The organism is uncultured Brachyspira sp. (genome assembly GCF_944388875.1).
Classification (GTDB): domain Bacteria; phylum Spirochaetota; class Brachyspiria; order Brachyspirales; family Brachyspiraceae; genus Brachyspira.
In genome coordinates this window covers 100268-115707 of sequence record NZ_CALXKQ010000005.1, presented here as the reverse complement: position 1 = coordinate 115707, position 15440 = coordinate 100268, and the positions used below count along the sequence as shown (strand labels likewise).

The following is a 15440-nucleotide window of genomic DNA, read 5'->3' as shown; positions in this document are numbered from 1 at the left end:
ACATCAAGAACAGATTCTTTTAAATTAATATTTTCAGGCAGATTATGAGGATTAATAATCTCCAAATCATGAACTTCCTCAAATTTTGAATCTCTAAGTACACAGTTTACTATATTTTCTAATATATCTTCATTACCAAGAGAGCCTAAGAGATAACGCACAAAATAATCGTTCATTCTGTTAATATTTCTCATAAAAAACAAACCTAAATAATATTATGCTCTCCTCTTAGAGCCAGACATATAAAGACCAAGTTCATTAATAGTTAAATCTTTATTAAGAACATTAGCTACTATCTCACCCTCATATATAACTAATATTCTGTCGCTTAAATTCATTACCTCATCAAGCTCTAAAGATACAAGTAAAATAGCCTTTCCATTATCACGCTGCCTTATTAATTCTTTATGTATATACTCTATAGCCCCAACATCAAGTCCCCTTGTGGGCTGAACCGCTATAAGTAAGTCTGGATTTCTGTCTATCTCCCTTGCTATAATTACTTTCTGCTGATTTCCTCCAGACATGCTTCTTGCTATAGTTTTAGAGCCTTCAGCACTTCTTATATCAAATCTTTTTATTAATTCATCAGCATAATTACCTATTTCTTTAAACTTTAAAAATCCATTTTTTTGAAATCTATCTGTAAAATATGTTTGAAGTATAGTATTTTCAGCTAAAGTGTAATCAAGAACAAGTCCATGTTTATGTCTGTCCTCTGGAATATGTCCTATTCCGCTTAAAGTTTTTTTTCTTATAGATAAATTGGTAATATCTTTGCCGTTTAATGTAACAGTTCCGCTTGACATATCCATAAGTCCTGTAAGAGCATATATAAGCTCGCTTTGTCCGTTTCCGTCAATACCAGCAATGCATACTATCTCTCCAGCATGAACATCAAAAGAAACATTTTTTACTAAATTTTTTTCGCTTTTGTTATGATGAGATTTAACATTTAAATTCTTTACAGAAAGTATTATATCTTTAGGCTTAGCTTCAGTTTTTTCAACAATTAAAGAAACCTTCCTTCCCACCATCATTTCTGACATCTCTTCTTTGGTAGTGCTTTTTACATCAATAGTGCCTACATATTTTCCCTTACGAAGAACAGAACATCTATCCGCAGCTTCTTTTATTTCATTTAATTTATGCGTAATAAACAGTATAGATTTTCCTTCTTTTACTAATGACTTCATTATTTTTATAAGCTCTTCAATTTCATTTGGAGTAAGTACTGCAGTAGGCTCATCAAAAATAAGTATATCATTATTTCTATAAAGCATTTTTAATATTTCTACCCTCTGCTGCATGCCTACAGTTAAATCGCTTATAAGAGAGTCTGGATAAATTTCAAGCCCATAAGTTTTACTCAATTCCATTACTCTTTTTCTAGCATCATCAACTTGAAGTATTCCGTTTTTAACAGTTTCAACTCCAAGCATAATATTTTCCAAAGCAGTAAAATTATGAACAAGTTTAAAATGCTGATGAACCATTCCTATACCCAAAGCATTGGCAGTATTAGGATTATCAATATTTACCTCTTTTCCATTAACTTTAATGATTCCTTCTTCCTGCTTATAAAGTCCGAAAAGAACGCTCATCAAAGTAGATTTTCCAGCTCCATTTTCTCCAAGCAAAGCATGTATTTCACCTCGTTTTAACTGTATAGTGATATTATCATTAGCTGCTATACCTTTGAAGCGTTTTGTTATATTAAGCATTTCAACCACATATTGTGAGTTTTCCATAATTTAATTTAAGTCCTATTAAAAAATAGAGATACCGATTTTTATTCAGTATCTCTTTTATATAAAACAAATATTATTGTATAAAGTTAACTTTTACTATATCTAAAGGAAGATAAGTAACATCCTTAATTGTTTTTTCAGTAAGAACCTGTATTTCTCCTGCAACTAATTTTTGATATATAGTATCATAATCATTTTGATTAAATTTTTGGAATCTTGATGTTTCCATAGGAAGACCTATACCATTAACTTTAGCATCAAGTATTACAGATTTTCCTCCAGGGAACTTTCCATTATAAAAATCATCTATAGCATTATAAACAGATTCTCCAAGCATTTTCATAGCAGAAGTAATAACAGTTGAAGATTCAGTACTTTGATCTATATCAACACCAACAACTAAAGCATTATTTTGTTCAGCAGCACTCATAACAGAGTTTCCAGCTCCTCCTGCAGGGGCAAATATTACCTGTATTCCGCTTTGATACCAAGAATTAGCTAAAGTCTGATTTTCAGGAGTAGGATCAAAGTTTCCTAAATAAGTGTAATTTGCATTTATTGCTCCAACAGGCATATTCATCTCTTTAGCAGCATAATTAGCACCTTGTAAAAATCCGTATCCGAATCTCATAACAGCAGGTACAGCCATTCCAGCCATAACTCCTAAATTTGTATATCCTTCTTTTACTACAGCATATCCTGCTAAAAATCCAGCCTGTTCTTCAGCATAAAGCACAGAGTAAACATTAGTTTCTATTCTAAAATCGCTGTAAGTACCGTCCTGAGGAGTGCCGTCTAAAAGTACAAAACTAACATCTGGATGAGTGTCCTGTGCCTTATAGATTGCAGGCTCAAATAAATATCCTGGAGTTACTATTAATTTTGCACCTGCGGTAACTGCTAAATCTATAGCATCAATATAAGCATCTGTATTTTTTTGAGCAGGCTGATAGTATTTATGAGATATGCTTTTTTCTGATGCATATTTTGTTAATCCTTCCCAAGAACCTTGATTGAATGCTCTGTCATCTATAGTACTGACATCTGTAATCAATGCAAGCTCATATCCGCCAGATTTTTTATTTTTTAATCCGCATGATACAATAAATATCATAAAGATAGTAATTAAGATAAGAATTTTTTTCATTTTATCTCCTTTTTTAAATTATTTATTTTTTAATTAATATATTCAACTTTTACAATATTTAAAGGTAATTCTTTTACATCATTTACATCAGTATCTTTTAATATTTTTATTTTACCGCTTATAAGCTGATTATATATGTAATTATAGTCAGCTTCAGTAAAAGTATTGAACTTTGAAGTTTTTATCGGTAAGCCAACACCGTTTACTTTAGCATCCAATACAACATTTTTACCGCCGTAAAAATTATTATTATAATATGAAGCAACAGCGTTATAAACAGATTCCCTTATCATTTTTATAGCAGAAGTAATTACCGTAGGGGATTCAAAACTTTGATCTGCATCTACTCCCACAACTAATCCGTTATTATTTTCGGCAGCACTCATAACAGAATAGGCAGCAGCCCCAGCAGGTGCAAATATTACCTGCACTCCGCTTCTATACCAAGCTGTAGCCAAAGTTTGATTTTCAGGTGTAGCATCATAATTTCCAGTATAAGTATATTTTATATTTATGGAATCTTTAGGCATTTCCAATTCCATGGCTGCATAATCTGCTCCCTGAACAAATCCGTATCCGAATCTTACAACTGCAGGATGAGCAACACCGCCTATAACTCCTAAATTAGTGTAACCGTCTTTTACAACAGCATACCCTGCTAAAAATCCAGCTTCTTCCTCAGCATATAGAATTGCAATCGTATTATCTGCTGTTTTATAATTAGAATAAGTTCCGTCCTGAGGAGTACCGTCTATTAATATAAAATTTATATTAGTATACATATCCTGTGCCTTATAAACAACAGGTTCGAACATATATCCTGGAGTTACTATTAACTTAGCACCTCCTGTAACAGCAAGCTCAACAGTATTCATATATGAAGTTAAATCTTTGTCTGGAACTTTATAATATTTATGTGTTATTCCGTTTTTTTCTCCGTATTCTTTTGCTCCTTCCCAAGAACCCTGATTGAAAGATCGGTCATCAACAGGACCTAAATCTATTAAAACTGCTATTTCATAACCATTATCAGTTTCATCCTCACCATTGCCGCAGGAAAATAGAAATACTGACATTAAAAATAAAATAATAAGTTTTTTATTCATTATTTGCTCCTATTTTTATCATTATTTATTAAAATTTTAATAGTTTCTATTGTGAAATCTATAGCCTCTTCAATAGTACAGTTTTGATTATTGTTTTCTGATATTTTATGATTGTGCATAACAAAGAGAGCAGAACCAGTACGTACATTTTTAGAAGCTCCTACAGCAAAAATGGATGCAGATTCCATTTCTGATGCCAAAATATTATCTTTATATAATAGTTCTTTATCACTGTAAAGTGCATCCTTGCATTGAACAATACCAATATGAGTTTTTAATTTAGTTTTTTCACTTTCTTCTATCATTGCTTCAAGTATATCTATATTCGGCACGCAAGGAAATTCCTTAGGTATATAATTATCCATTGTACCTCCAATTTTTACAGCACCATTAACTATAATGATATCTCCTGCATGCACATTAATATTTGAAGTTCCGCATGTTCCTATTCTTATAAATGTATCTGCCCCCGCTTTTATGAGTTCTTCTAAAGCTATAGCAGCAGAAGGACCTCCTATTCCATGAGATACTACTGATATTTTTGTTTCGTTTATATATCCTGTATAGGTTATATATTCTCTGTAATCGGCTATTAGTTCAGCATTATCAAATTTATCAGCTATTTTTACGCATCTTTTAGGGTCCCCAGTGATTATAACATATTTACCTACATCGCCCTTTTTTATTTTAAGATGATGAACAAGATTTTCATTTTCCTGATAATAAGCCTTAGGAAACATCATTTATCCTTTTTGTTGTCTTTTTCATTCAATAATACTACAGCTTCTAATGCTGTTAATATCATATTTTCTATATTATCACTGTATTCTAAACGTGTACCCATTCTGTCTATCATAGTATTTTCAACAATATGCATTATTCCTCCAGCTCTGACTTTTCTTAATAAAGAGCATGAAAATATAGAAGCACATTCCATTTCAGATGCTATTGCACCGCATAATGTATAATATTTTAGATTGTTTTCAAATTTTTCTCTAAAAAATGAATTTTGAGGTTCAAGCTCTCCATAAAAACAATCTTTGCTATGAACCACTCCTATATGATAATTATGATTTCTTTTTCTAGCAGCATCTCTTAATGCAAACACTATATCTGTATTTGCAATTGCAGGATACTCTATAGGCATATACTCTCTTGAAGTTCCTTCATCTCTTATAGCAGCCTGTGCTATTGCCAAGTCATTAGGCTTTACTTTCAAACTTAATCCTCCTGCTGTACCTACACGTATAAAAGTATCAGCTCCAATTGTTATAAGCTCTTCAACGGCTATTGATGCAGAAGGTCCTCCTATTCCAGTAGAAGTTGCAGATACGCAGACATTTTTATATTTTCCCGTAGCTGTAACATATTCTCTGTAATCAGCTTTTAATTTAACATCATTTAAAAATTCAGCTATATATCCTACTCTTTTAGGATCTCCTGGAAGAAGCACATATCTTGCAGTATCGCCTTTTTTTAATTTTGTATGATATGTAAGCAGTCCTTTTCTTTCAGCTTCTTCATCATAAAATGCATTTGCCATAATATACTCCAAGCAGTTATAATTTATTGTTTTTCTGCTTTTACTATAGCAACGCCATTGCTTGTTCCAATTCTGTTTGCTCCTGCATTAATCATTTTTAGTGCATCATCATAAGTTTTTATTCCGCCTGAAGCCTTAACACCAAAGTCTTTGCCTACAGCCTCACGCATGATTTTTACATCATGTTCTTCAGCTCCTCCTTTAGAGAATCCTGTGGAAGTTTTAACAAAATCAGCACCGCATTCTTTAGCTATTTTGCATGCTAAAATTTTTTCTTCGTCTGTAAGAAGACATGTTTCTATTATAACTTTTAAAATGCTTGCAGAACATGCATCGCGTACTTTTTTTATATCACGTTCAAAAAGATCAATTTTTCTGCTTTTTAAAAATCCAATATTCATAACCATATCTATTTCATCAGCACCGCTGTCAACAGCAAATTTAGCCTCATAAGCCTTTGCCTCTTTCATCATAGCTCCCAAAGGAAAACCAACTACCGAGCATACTTTTACATTAGAATGAATTAGAAAATTATAAGCTACATTAACATAAGCAGAGTTTACGCATACTAAGTGAAACCCAAATTCTTTTGCCTCTATACATAATTTTCTTATTTCTTCTACTGAAGCCTCTGGTTTTAACATGGTATGATCAATTAATTTACTTATACTATTATTCATATATACACCTCATATTTTTATATGATATAAAAATATTTATAATTTGTCAAATTTATTTTTGAATTTGTGATTTTTTATCGTTTAATTAGGATTTTTTATGAAAATATGTTTTTACTAGATGGTATTTAATACCGTCTAGTAAAACAATTAAAAAGAATTATATGACTGTTTTTTATGCTATTAGATTAAATTTCTTTAAATCTTCATCAACGCTTCCTATTCCAGCAATTCCAAATTTTGAAACTAATATATTAACAACATTAGGTGATAAGAATCCTGGAACTGTAGGACCTAAATGTATATTTTTTACTCCCAAGTATAATAATGAGAGTAAAACTATAACAGCCTTCTGTTCATACCAAGCTATATTATAAACTATAGGCAAATCATTAATATCATCTAAACCGAATAAGTCTTTAAGTCCCAAAGCAATAACAGCTAATGAGTAGGAGTCATTACATTGTCCTGCATCTAATACTCTAGGTATGCCGTTAATATCTCCTAAATCTAATTTATTGTATCTGTATTTAGCACATCCTGCAGTTAATATTACAGTATCTTTAGGAAGTTTTTTTGCAAATTCAGTATAGTATTCTCTCTCTTTATGTCTTCCATCGCATCCGCCCATTACGATAAATCTTTTTATAGCACCAGATTTTACAGCTTCAGCAATTTTATCTTTAAGTGATAATACCTGATTATGAGCAAATCCTCCCACTATAAAACCGCTTTCTATTTCTTTAGGAGCTTCGCATTTTTTCGCATGCTCTATTATAGGAGTAAAATCTTTATCGCTTTCTTTTCCTGTATGGCTTTCTATATGTTTTAATCCTTCAAAACCTGCAGCTCCTGTTGTGTATACTCTGTCTTTATAACTTGCAAGAGGAGTTACTATACAGTTTGTAGTCATTAGTATAGGTCCGTTAAAACTTTCAAAATCTTTTCTTTGATCCCACCAAGCTCCGCCGTAATTGCCTACAAAATGCTTATATTTTTTTAATTCTGGGTAATAGTGAGCAGGAAGCATTTCAGAATGAGTATATACATCTACTCCTGTGCCTTCTGTTTGTTTTAATAATATTTCTATATCTTTTAAATCATGACCAGATACCAATATTCCAGGATTTTTTCCTACACCTATATTAACTTTTGTAATTTCAGGGTTACCGTAAGTAGAAGTATTAGCCTTATCAAGAAGTGCCATTCCATCAACACCGTTTTTGCCTGTTTCAAGTACCAAAGCTAAAAGTTCATCAGCGTTTATATCATTTCTTAATGTTTCATTCAAAGCTCTCTGTATAAAAGCATCAACCTCTTCATTCTCATAATCAAGCATATTAGCATGTCTGATATAAGCACTTAATCCTTTAATGCCGTATATAACAGTTTCTTTAAGGCTTCTTATATCTTCATTTTTCTCTTCTAATACGCCTACTGTTTTTGATTTAGCATCCATATCATCTTTGCTTTTAGGAGTCCATAAAGATTCTTCAATTATAAGCGATTTGTCTTTTACCTGATTTGCTAATTCATTACAAAGTTTTGAAGTGTATTCTATTCTTTTATAAAAAACTTCTTTATCAAAATTGGCATTTGTTATAGTAGTAAATAAATTGAATGTTACATCATGATTAACTTTTTTATCTACTTTACCGCCTTCTTTTCTTATAGCAGTTGTTATATTAGAAAGCCCTTTGGTTACATGAACTAGTAAGTCTTCTAAATAGGCTAAATCTGGTTTTTTACCGCATACGCCTGAAGTAACGCAGCCTGTATTATTCATTGTTTCCTGACATTGATAACAAAACATTTTATTGTCCATTTAATCCTCCATTTATTTTTTTTGTTTTGATTTTTTATCATCTGTTTTATTTATCTTGAAATCATCATCAAGCAGATAATGATCTTTGATTGTATGGCTTTCCATATAGTTTTTGAACTTTCTGTTTATATCATTAACTAAATCACCCATTATACAGTTTGAACAGTATTTATCGCATTTAGAATGAAATAAGCAGCTTCTTTGCCAATTTTTACCCTCTATAGTTTCATATATCTCCAAAAAAGAACTATTTTCTTTACCCTCAGCAATTTTAAATCCGCCTGCAGGTCCTTTTGATGAAGTAAGATATCCAGCCTTTACAAGTGCCTGAAGAACCTTTGATAAATGATTTGGTGATACTTCAAATCTTTCTGCTATATCTTTAAGAGAGGCAAACTCTTTAATAGATATATACACTGCAGAGTGAAGTGCTATAGCTGAGGCTTCTGATATTGGAATCATTTTTTATTCCTGTTATTACTAATTTAGTATATTGGTACTATAATACTAAATTAATTTTTTGTCAATAGTATTTTATTAAATATTTGTATCAATAATACTTTTTTATGATATAATTTTTTAATCATTTTTAGAAAATTAGGAGCGAAAAATGGATTATAATAAGCTGAATGATATTATAGTTTCTATGAGAAGAGATTTGCATAGAATACCAGAAGTTGGAACTGAGCTTCCTCAAACAAAAAATTATGTAATAAATAAATTAAAAGAGCTTGGACTTTCTTATAAAGAGTCATCTATAGATTCAGGACTTATTTGTGATATAGGAGATGCAGGCAGCGGAAATATAGTTGCTGTAAGGGCGGATATGGACGGACTTCCTATAGAGGAGGAAACGGGATTAGAATATGCTTCCAAAAATGGAAACATGCATGCATGCGGACATGATGCTCATACTGCATGTCTTTTAGGTGCTGCGTATTATTTGCTTGAAAATAGAGCAAAGATAAACGGATGTGTAAGATTAGTTTTTCAGGCTGCTGAAGAATTAGCTAGGGGGGCTCATAATATGCTTAATTCTGGATTACTTAATGGAGTTAAGGCTATAGTTGGTACTCATATAGGCACTTTAGCTTCAAATGTTCCAAGCGGTGAGTTTGTGCTTCAGGAGGGGGCTTTAATGGCTTCTAATGATAGAATTTTTATTAAGGTTATAGGGAAGGATGCACATGGAGCTTATCCTCATTTTTCAATAGACCCAATATTGACTGCAAGTCAGATAATACAGGGAATATATAATATAAAAAGCAGAGAGATACTTGCAACTGAACCTGTAATAATTTCAATATGCATGGTGCATGCAGGAAGTCAGTATAATATAATTCCTTCAGAGGTAAATATTGAAGGGACTTTCAGAACATTCAGCGAAAAAAATAGGGCATTTATAACAGAAAGAATAAAAGAAATAGCTCAGTCTATTGCTTGTGCTAATAGAGCAAAAGCAGAGGTTGTAATAAAAAGAAGAGGGGCACCTGTTATTAATGATAAAAAAATAGCTAAGCAGTTAAATGAAGTTTGTAGAGAACTTGGATTTAAAAAGCATGATAATCATGTTTTATCTATGGCTGGAGAAGATTTTGCTGATTATCTTGAAGAGATTAAAGGGGCATTTATATTATTTTCTACTATGACAGAGAAGAATATAGCTCATCATAACAGTAAATTTGAAATAGATGAATCTAAATTGTATCAGCCTTCTGTTTTAATGAGCGAATGGGCTATGAAATATTTGAATGAATTATAATTGTATTATTGCCTGAGTAATTTCAAGCATCATCGAAAATAGGTTTTTCAACTATTTCTATTGTCTTATTTAATTTGTCTGCCTTTCCGAAATAGGCATGCACATAAGGAATGGATACTATATTTCCGTTTTCTTTTAATTTTATATCAAATACATAATTTGATGGCAGACTGTAAACATCAACAATTTCTCCGTATAAATTATTATCTAAATCCATAACCTTATAGCCTATAATTTCTGCCTCATAAAAAGTATCATCATCAAGGTCTGGAAGATATGAAGAGTCAACAAATATATCTAAGCCTATCATCTCTTTTGCTTGTTCTATAGTGTTTATATTTTCAATAGCTAATACAAAAGCTTTATTTTTTTTCTTAACATTTGTAAGATTAAATGTTTTATTATTAATTATAATAGGTATATCTTTATTTAAAACAGGAAGAGAGGCAAAATAACTTTTATCAGCAAAAGCTATTTCAACCTCTCCTTTTAAACCATGTATACCTGTGATTTTTGCATAAAAAATAATCAATTGTCAATAATCTCAAGCATTACACGTTTACCACTTTTCATGGAAGCTGCAAAAAGAATAGTGCGTAATGCATGAGCAATACGACCTCTTTTACCTATAATTTTACCTATGTCGCTTTGGTTTACTTTCAATTCCAGAATCGTACTCTTCTCACCCTCAATAACCTTAACACTCACACCTTCAGGCTCATCAACCAATTTTTTAGCCAAATACTCAATAAGCTCTTTTTCTTCCGTCATAGCACACTCCTTTATATATTATAAGACGTAAATTAAGCCTCGCTTGCTTCAGGCTTAGCTTGTTTACGATGTTTGCGTCTTTTTTCAGGATTTTTTAATGCTTTTCTCTTTTTGCGTTCAAGAGGAGCACCTTTATCTTTCTCCATCAAACCTTCTTTCACAAGAATACTTTTTACTACATAAGTTGGCTGTGCTCCGTTAGAAAGCCATTTTTTTATACTGTCTACGTTTAACTTATATAGAACATCCTTAGCTTTAGGGTTAAACCAACCTAGCTCTTCAATAAAACGACCATCGCGTGGGAAACGAGCATCTGCTGCTACAATACGATAATGAGGCTCATGCTTGCGACCTATACGTTTTAATCTTAACTTTACCACCTTTTTTTTCCTCCAAACTTTTATTACATTAATTTATTTAAATCATCTATAGACATACCCATACCCTCTAGGGATTTTGCGAGCTTATCCATCTTTTTAGTGCTGCCCATCATGTTTTTCATCATAGTAAATTGTTTTATTAGCTGATTTACATCATAAACACTTTGACCGCTTCCTTTAGATATTCTCATTTTTCTTGAATTATTTAAAGGAAATAGGGCTAGTCTTTCTTTTTTAGTCATAGACTGTATAATGGCTTTATACTTTTTAAATTTTTCTTCTTCACGGCTTAATAATTCCGTATCTATATTAGCCATTCCTGGAATCATTGAAGTCATTTTAGTTATGCCGCCCATTTTGGCAGTAGCTTCTATTTGTTTGAGAAAATCATTATAGTCAAAATTATTTTCTATAACTTTTTGAAGCATTTCATGAGCTTCTTTTTCACTTATAGCAGCACGGGCTTTTTCTACAAGTTTTACAATATCTCCCATGCCTAGTATTTGACCTGCTACTCTTTTAGGATCAAATACATCTATATCATCCAAATGCTCACCGATACCCACAAATTTTACAGATGATCCTGTAGCATATCTAAGAGATAATGCAGCACCGCCTCTTGTACCTGAATCAAATTTAGTGAGTATTACTCCGTCTATTCCTATATTGCTTTGGAAATTTTTTGCAACATCATAAACGCTTTGACCTGCTGTAGAATCTACAACTAATAATTTTTCTGTAACATTAGCAGAGTTTACAACACGTCTAAGCTCAAGCATCATTTCATCGTCTATTTCCAAACGTCCTGCAGTATCAACAAGAATCATGTTGTACTGTTCTTTTTTGGCAATAGCAAGAGCTTTCTTGAGTATTTTATATGCTTTTTTTTCTTTGGTGTCTATATGATAAGGAACGCCTACCTCTTTAGCTAAAACGGCAAGCTGCTCCATAGCTGCAGGTCTGTGAACATCCAAACCTACCAACATAACGCGTCTTTTATCTTTATAGTATTTAGCTAATTTAGCAGAAGTTGTAGTTTTACCAGAACCTTGCAAACCAAAGAGGAGTGTGATAGTTGTTTTTTCTACAGGCTCTAATTTTAAGCCGCTTTCACCTTCGCCTATCATATTAACTAATGTATCATGTACATCTGCTATGAATTGATTGGCAGGGTCTACCCCTTCCAATTTTTCTTTTCCTATTGCTCTTTTTGTAGCTTCTTCTAGGAATTTATCAGCAGCTTCCAAAGATACATCAGCTGATAAAAGTGCTTCTTTAATAGTTATAAGACTGTCTGTTATATCTTTATCAGACAAAACTTTTTTATCACGTATTTTAGAGAATACATTAGATATAGATTTTGTTAAATTACCAAACACAATAAAAAAACAACCTTAAATATATTAATTCCAGACCATATTATACACAATATATTTAAAAAGTCAATATTTGCAAAATTATATTATTTATTTAACTTTTTATATAATATATCGAACTTTGTATTATTTAGTAGCACCTCCAGTCATGCCTCTAACCAGAAATTTTCTAAATATTATTGCAAGTAATGCAGGAGGGAATATAGCCAATAAACCTGCCGCTGTTGTTATGCCGTATTGTATACTGTCTTTAGAAACGAACTCAGATGCTACTATTGATATAGGCTTTGTAGCAGGAGAGCTTGCCAATATAAGCGGTATTTGAAATTGTCCCCAAGACATGAGAAAAACAAGCAGAAAAGCTGATAGAATAATAGGAGCTGATATAGGAAGCATTACTCTAAATAATACGTCCATTTCATTGCATCCGTCTATATAGGCGGCTTCTTCTATATCCACTGGTATTGTATCAAAATAATTTGATATCATCCAAGTATTGATAGGTAAAAATGATGTTACATATATTAAAGATAAGGAAAATAAATTATCAAGCAATGATAACAATGAGAACATTCTGTAAAGAGGTATAATTGTTGTAAATGCAGGTATTGCCATAGATACAAGTATTAAAGTTTTTACTATATTTCTGCCTTTAAATTTCATTTTTGATATTGCATAGGCACACATTACAGAACATGGTATGCATAAAAATATTGTTATGAATGCTGTTTTTATAGAGTTAATTATACCTATAAAAAACATTTTTGACTGTCTGTCAGATGCTGTAAATAGTTTGACATAATTATCTATTGTGGGATTTTTAGGCAGAAAAGTTGAAGTGTTTTTAAACATTTCATATTCTGGTGTAAAGCTTACAATTACAGCCCAAATGATAGGTCCTAAAATAATTATTACAAAAAATATTACTGATATGTAATACAAAAAATTTATTCTTTTGCTTCTTTTTTTATTTTTCATAATTTTATTACTTAACTTAATTTATTCTGTATTATCAATTTTATATATAATCAATCTTTTTGGACATAGCTCTTATATAAAGCATTCCCAAAGTTCCAGCTGCAAGCATAACTAAATATGTTAAAGAACTTCCCCTTCCAAAATCCAAAAATGAAAAAGTTATCATATAATCTTCAAGAAGTATAGTTTTTCCTAAATTACTGTATCCTGATATTGATACAACTTCATCAAATACATTAATAGCCGATATGGATGTAAATGTTAGTATTATACCGAATGCTGGCATTAATAGAGGCAATGTTATTCTCATAAACATTTGAAATCTATTAGCTCCGTCTATACTAGCGGCATCATATACAACATCAGGTATAGCTCTTATAGATGAAAGCAATACTATAGAACAAAAAGGTATATTACGCCATGCTATAACTATTCCTACAATAAGCATTAGAGAATATCTATTGGATAAGTATTGTATAGGCTCTTCTATAAGATTAAGATTATATAAAATTTTGTTCATAAAACCATATCCCGGATAAAATATCCATTTCCAAAGTATTCCATTTACAACAGGAGGTAATGCCCAAGGTATAACAGCAATAGCCATTAATATATTTTTTAATTTGCTGTCAGCATCTAAAATCACAGCTGAAAATAAGCCGAATAAAACACATACTACTATAACTATAATCATTATCATCATGCTGTTTTGAAGCGAATACCAAAAATCAAAAGATTTTAAAGTTGTGATATAATTATTAAATCCTATGAATGCTGTATCTTTTGGGGCGGTTAATTTCATTTTTCTTAAGCTGTAAAAAAATGTTACTATCACTGGATACAGCACGAAGACAGCCATAATAATAAATGCTGGCGATATTAGTATATAGGGTAAAATTTTACTCTTTTTCATAATCCAAAAATAATTTGTAATTGTCTATAAAATATAACTAAACTATTAAAATTTGTCAAATGAATTATTATTTTTATAAAATAGTTTTATTATACTTTTTTAAAATAGATTAATAAATATTTATACTATTTTATTTCTAGTATTTTTATAATTTTGTATTTCCAGCAAATTATTATTACATTCATAAATAACTAAGATTTGACAAAATAAAATTATATTAAATTAATTAAACAAAATATAAAAAGTTTCGAGAATTTTTACATAAAATGCATTTACGGACTTATTTATGAAAAAAGGTACTGTAAGAACTATACCAATGGTGTTTTTATTGAATATTGTTACTTGCGGTTGGTATTATATTTATTGGATATATCATACTTCATCTGAAATAAGAAATTTTACTGAAAGAGAAGATTTGAATCCAGCATTAGAAGTAATATTAGGTATAGTTACAGGAGGACTTTATTTTAAGTATTGGTATTATAAATATGGAAAGATAGTTTATAAAGAAATGCCTTTAAAAGTTGGTATGAATAATACTGAAGATAAAACAATGGTTCTTGTGATTATTGATATTTCAGTTGCTGTTATTTATTTTTTTAATATCTTCTTCAATATTATTATTTTATCATTAACATTAATCAGTTCTCCAGCAAAAATAGAAAATTTAATTATGCTTTTTACTCTTTTTCCAACTGGATTAATTTTTATAGTAAATATCTCTTCTCTTATAATGCAGGATAAACTTAATAATATTTGGAATAAAGCTCAGTAATTTTTATATATTAGACTTGTTTCAAAACTCAATTTCTTAATACTTACAGTTTTTTATTTAATATTTTTTTAATTATAGTTATGTCTTTTCCAAAACCCCACTGTAATTCTAGGAAGTGCATTTCGAAATGATTTGTAAGTTATGATTGGTATCAATCTATTTTATAACATAGCAGCTATGTTCTTTATCAATAACCTTTAATAAATTAAAGTCTAAAATATTAATAACTATAACCTGTTTAAAATCATTATATTTTTCATTATTTATCAAATTTGCAGTATAACATTTAGCTCAATAATATAAACTTCTATATACAAACGATTGATTTTCTACTCTTTGTATCTCATTTACAAATGCCAAAGTATAATTTTTGAAAATTATTTAGACTCCCGCCCTTTAAATTTTGATGCTTTATTTTGTATTTCTTATTTAATTT

At 30.6% G+C, this 15440-nt stretch carries 16 protein-coding genes and 2 pseudogenes; 2 read left to right on the top strand and 16 right to left on the bottom strand.

The features are described 5' to 3' along the window. The 9 genes from Q0J69_RS05805 to Q0J69_RS05765 all read right to left on the bottom strand — a co-directional run. Positions 1-194, bottom strand: a 194-nt coding sequence (locus Q0J69_RS05805; RefSeq protein ID WP_297205045.1) for a PD-(D/E)XK nuclease family transposase, incomplete at its 3' end; no start/stop codon positions are given. A 21-nt stretch (positions 195-215) separates the two neighbouring features. Continuing rightward, positions 216-1751 carry an ABC transporter ATP-binding protein gene (locus Q0J69_RS05800; RefSeq protein ID WP_297205044.1) on the bottom strand — a complete coding sequence of 512 codons (1536 nt, stop codon included), beginning with the start codon at positions 1749-1751 and terminating at the stop codon, positions 216-218. Positions 1752-1824: 73 nt separating this feature from the next. After that, positions 1825-2898 carry a BMP family ABC transporter substrate-binding protein gene (locus tag Q0J69_RS05795; RefSeq protein WP_297205043.1) on the bottom strand — a complete coding sequence of 358 codons (1074 nt, stop codon included), beginning with the start codon at positions 2896-2898 and terminating at the stop codon, positions 1825-1827. A 29-nt stretch (positions 2899-2927) separates the two neighbouring features. Next, complete coding sequence (locus Q0J69_RS05790; protein ID WP_297205042.1) at positions 2928-4004, bottom strand: BMP family ABC transporter substrate-binding protein; 1077 nt, start codon at positions 4002-4004, stop codon at positions 2928-2930. Further along, positions 4004-4744 (bottom strand): nucleoside phosphorylase, encoded by a 741-nt coding sequence (locus tag Q0J69_RS05785; RefSeq protein ID WP_366030304.1) that lies wholly within the window; start codon positions 4742-4744, stop codon positions 4004-4006. Before Q0J69_RS05785 ends, Q0J69_RS05790 begins: the two co-directional genes overlap by 1 nt. After that, entirely contained in the window at positions 4744-5547 is an 804-nt protein-coding gene (locus tag Q0J69_RS05780) for a nucleoside phosphorylase (RefSeq protein WP_297205040.1), read from the bottom strand. Before Q0J69_RS05780 ends, Q0J69_RS05785 begins: the two co-directional genes overlap by 1 nt. A 23-nt stretch (positions 5548-5570) precedes the next feature. Further along, the gene (gene deoC / locus Q0J69_RS05775) at positions 5571-6227 is read right to left on the bottom strand and encodes a deoxyribose-phosphate aldolase (protein WP_297205038.1); all 657 of its coding nucleotides are present in this window, start codon (positions 6225-6227) and stop codon (positions 5571-5573) included. 172 nt (positions 6228-6399) lie between these two features. Then, positions 6400-8049, bottom strand: a complete 1650-nt coding sequence (hcp, locus tag Q0J69_RS05770) for a hydroxylamine reductase (RefSeq protein WP_297205036.1) — start codon at positions 8047-8049, stop codon at positions 6400-6402. 12 nt (positions 8050-8061) lie between these two features. Continuing rightward, entirely contained in the window at positions 8062-8511 is a 450-nt protein-coding gene (locus Q0J69_RS05765) for an Rrf2 family transcriptional regulator (RefSeq protein WP_297205035.1), read from the bottom strand. Between the two features lie 148 nt (positions 8512-8659). On the opposite strand from Q0J69_RS05765, the gene Q0J69_RS05760 reads away from it, so the two are divergent. Next, positions 8660-9811: a M20 family metallopeptidase gene (locus tag Q0J69_RS05760; RefSeq protein WP_297205034.1), complete on the top strand. Its 1152-nt coding sequence runs from the start codon at positions 8660-8662 to the stop codon at positions 9809-9811. A gap of 22 nt (positions 9812-9833) precedes the next feature. Here the strand turns inward: Q0J69_RS05760 and rimM are convergent, their stop codons facing one another. The 6 genes and pseudogenes from rimM to Q0J69_RS05730 all read right to left on the bottom strand — a co-directional run bounded on the left by rimM (position 9834) and on the right by Q0J69_RS05730 (position 14175). Continuing rightward, the gene (gene rimM / locus Q0J69_RS05755) at positions 9834-10343 is read right to left on the bottom strand and encodes a ribosome maturation factor RimM (protein WP_297205033.1); all 510 of its coding nucleotides are present in this window, start codon (positions 10341-10343) and stop codon (positions 9834-9836) included. Then, positions 10340-10582, bottom strand: coding sequence for a KH domain-containing protein (locus Q0J69_RS05750; protein WP_008726607.1), 243 nt, complete (start codon positions 10580-10582; stop codon positions 10340-10342). The genes rimM and Q0J69_RS05750 overlap by 4 nt, the downstream gene beginning before the upstream one ends. Positions 10583-10719: 137 nt before the next feature. Beyond that, a pseudogene (rpsP, locus tag Q0J69_RS05745) lies at positions 10720-10962 on the bottom strand (30S ribosomal protein S16); the annotation flags it as partial. A 23-nt stretch (positions 10963-10985) separates the two neighbouring features. Then, positions 10986-12341 carry a signal recognition particle receptor subunit alpha gene (locus tag Q0J69_RS05740; RefSeq protein ID WP_297205030.1) on the bottom strand — a complete coding sequence of 452 codons (1356 nt, stop codon included), beginning with the start codon at positions 12339-12341 and terminating at the stop codon, positions 10986-10988. Between the two features lie 123 nt (positions 12342-12464). After that, complete coding sequence (locus Q0J69_RS05735; RefSeq protein WP_297205027.1) at positions 12465-13316, bottom strand: carbohydrate ABC transporter permease; 852 nt, start codon at positions 13314-13316, stop codon at positions 12465-12467. Between the two features lie 40 nt (positions 13317-13356). Then, positions 13357-14175 carry a sugar ABC transporter permease gene (locus Q0J69_RS05730; RefSeq protein ID WP_297205025.1) on the bottom strand — a complete coding sequence of 273 codons (819 nt, stop codon included), beginning with the start codon at positions 14173-14175 and terminating at the stop codon, positions 13357-13359. A 340-nt stretch (positions 14176-14515) separates the two neighbouring features. On the opposite strand from Q0J69_RS05730, the gene Q0J69_RS05725 reads away from it, so the two are divergent. After that, positions 14516-15004: a DUF4234 domain-containing protein gene (locus Q0J69_RS05725; RefSeq protein ID WP_297205023.1), complete on the top strand. Its 489-nt coding sequence runs from the start codon at positions 14516-14518 to the stop codon at positions 15002-15004. A gap of 159 nt (positions 15005-15163) precedes the next feature. Here Q0J69_RS05725 and Q0J69_RS05720 read toward each other — a convergent pair. Next, positions 15164-15385, bottom strand: a pseudogene (locus tag Q0J69_RS05720) (PD-(D/E)XK nuclease family transposase); the annotation flags it as partial. Positions 15386-15440 lie beyond the last annotated feature (55 nt).

Excerpts from the sequence above, each read along its gene's own strand:
- Q0J69_RS05800 (WP_297205044.1), bottom strand. The coding sequence starts at position 1,751 with ATGGAAAACTCACAATATGTGGTTGAAATGCTTAATATAACAAAACGC.
- Q0J69_RS05795 (WP_297205043.1), bottom strand. The coding sequence starts at position 2,898 with ATGAAAAAAATTCTTATCTTAATTACTATCTTTATGATATTTATTGTA.
- Q0J69_RS05790 (WP_297205042.1), bottom strand. The coding sequence starts at position 4,004 with ATGAATAAAAAACTTATTATTTTATTTTTAATGTCAGTATTTCTATTT.
- Q0J69_RS05785 (WP_366030304.1), bottom strand. The coding sequence starts at position 4,744 with ATGTTTCCTAAGGCTTATTATCAGGAAAATGAAAATCTTGTTCATCAT.
- Q0J69_RS05780 (WP_297205040.1), bottom strand. The coding sequence starts at position 5,547 with ATGGCAAATGCATTTTATGATGAAGAAGCTGAAAGAAAAGGACTGCTT.
- deoC (WP_297205038.1), bottom strand. The coding sequence starts at position 6,227 with ATGAATAATAGTATAAGTAAATTAATTGATCATACCATGTTAAAACCA.
- hcp (WP_297205036.1), bottom strand. The coding sequence starts at position 8,049 with ATGGACAATAAAATGTTTTGTTATCAATGTCAGGAAACAATGAATAAT.
- Q0J69_RS05765 (WP_297205035.1), bottom strand. The coding sequence starts at position 8,511 with ATGATTCCAATATCAGAAGCCTCAGCTATAGCACTTCACTCTGCAGTG.
- Q0J69_RS05760 (WP_297205034.1), top strand. The coding sequence starts at position 8,660 with ATGGATTATAATAAGCTGAATGATATTATAGTTTCTATGAGAAGAGAT.
- Q0J69_RS05750 (WP_008726607.1), bottom strand. The coding sequence starts at position 10,582 with ATGACGGAAGAAAAAGAGCTTATTGAGTATTTGGCTAAAAAATTGGTT.
- Q0J69_RS05735 (WP_297205027.1), bottom strand. The coding sequence starts at position 13,316 with ATGAAAAATAAAAAAAGAAGCAAAAGAATAAATTTTTTGTATTACATA.
- Q0J69_RS05730 (WP_297205025.1), bottom strand. The coding sequence starts at position 14,175 with ATGGCTGTCTTCGTGCTGTATCCAGTGATAGTAACATTTTTTTACAGC.
- Q0J69_RS05725 (WP_297205023.1), top strand. The coding sequence starts at position 14,516 with ATGAAAAAAGGTACTGTAAGAACTATACCAATGGTGTTTTTATTGAAT.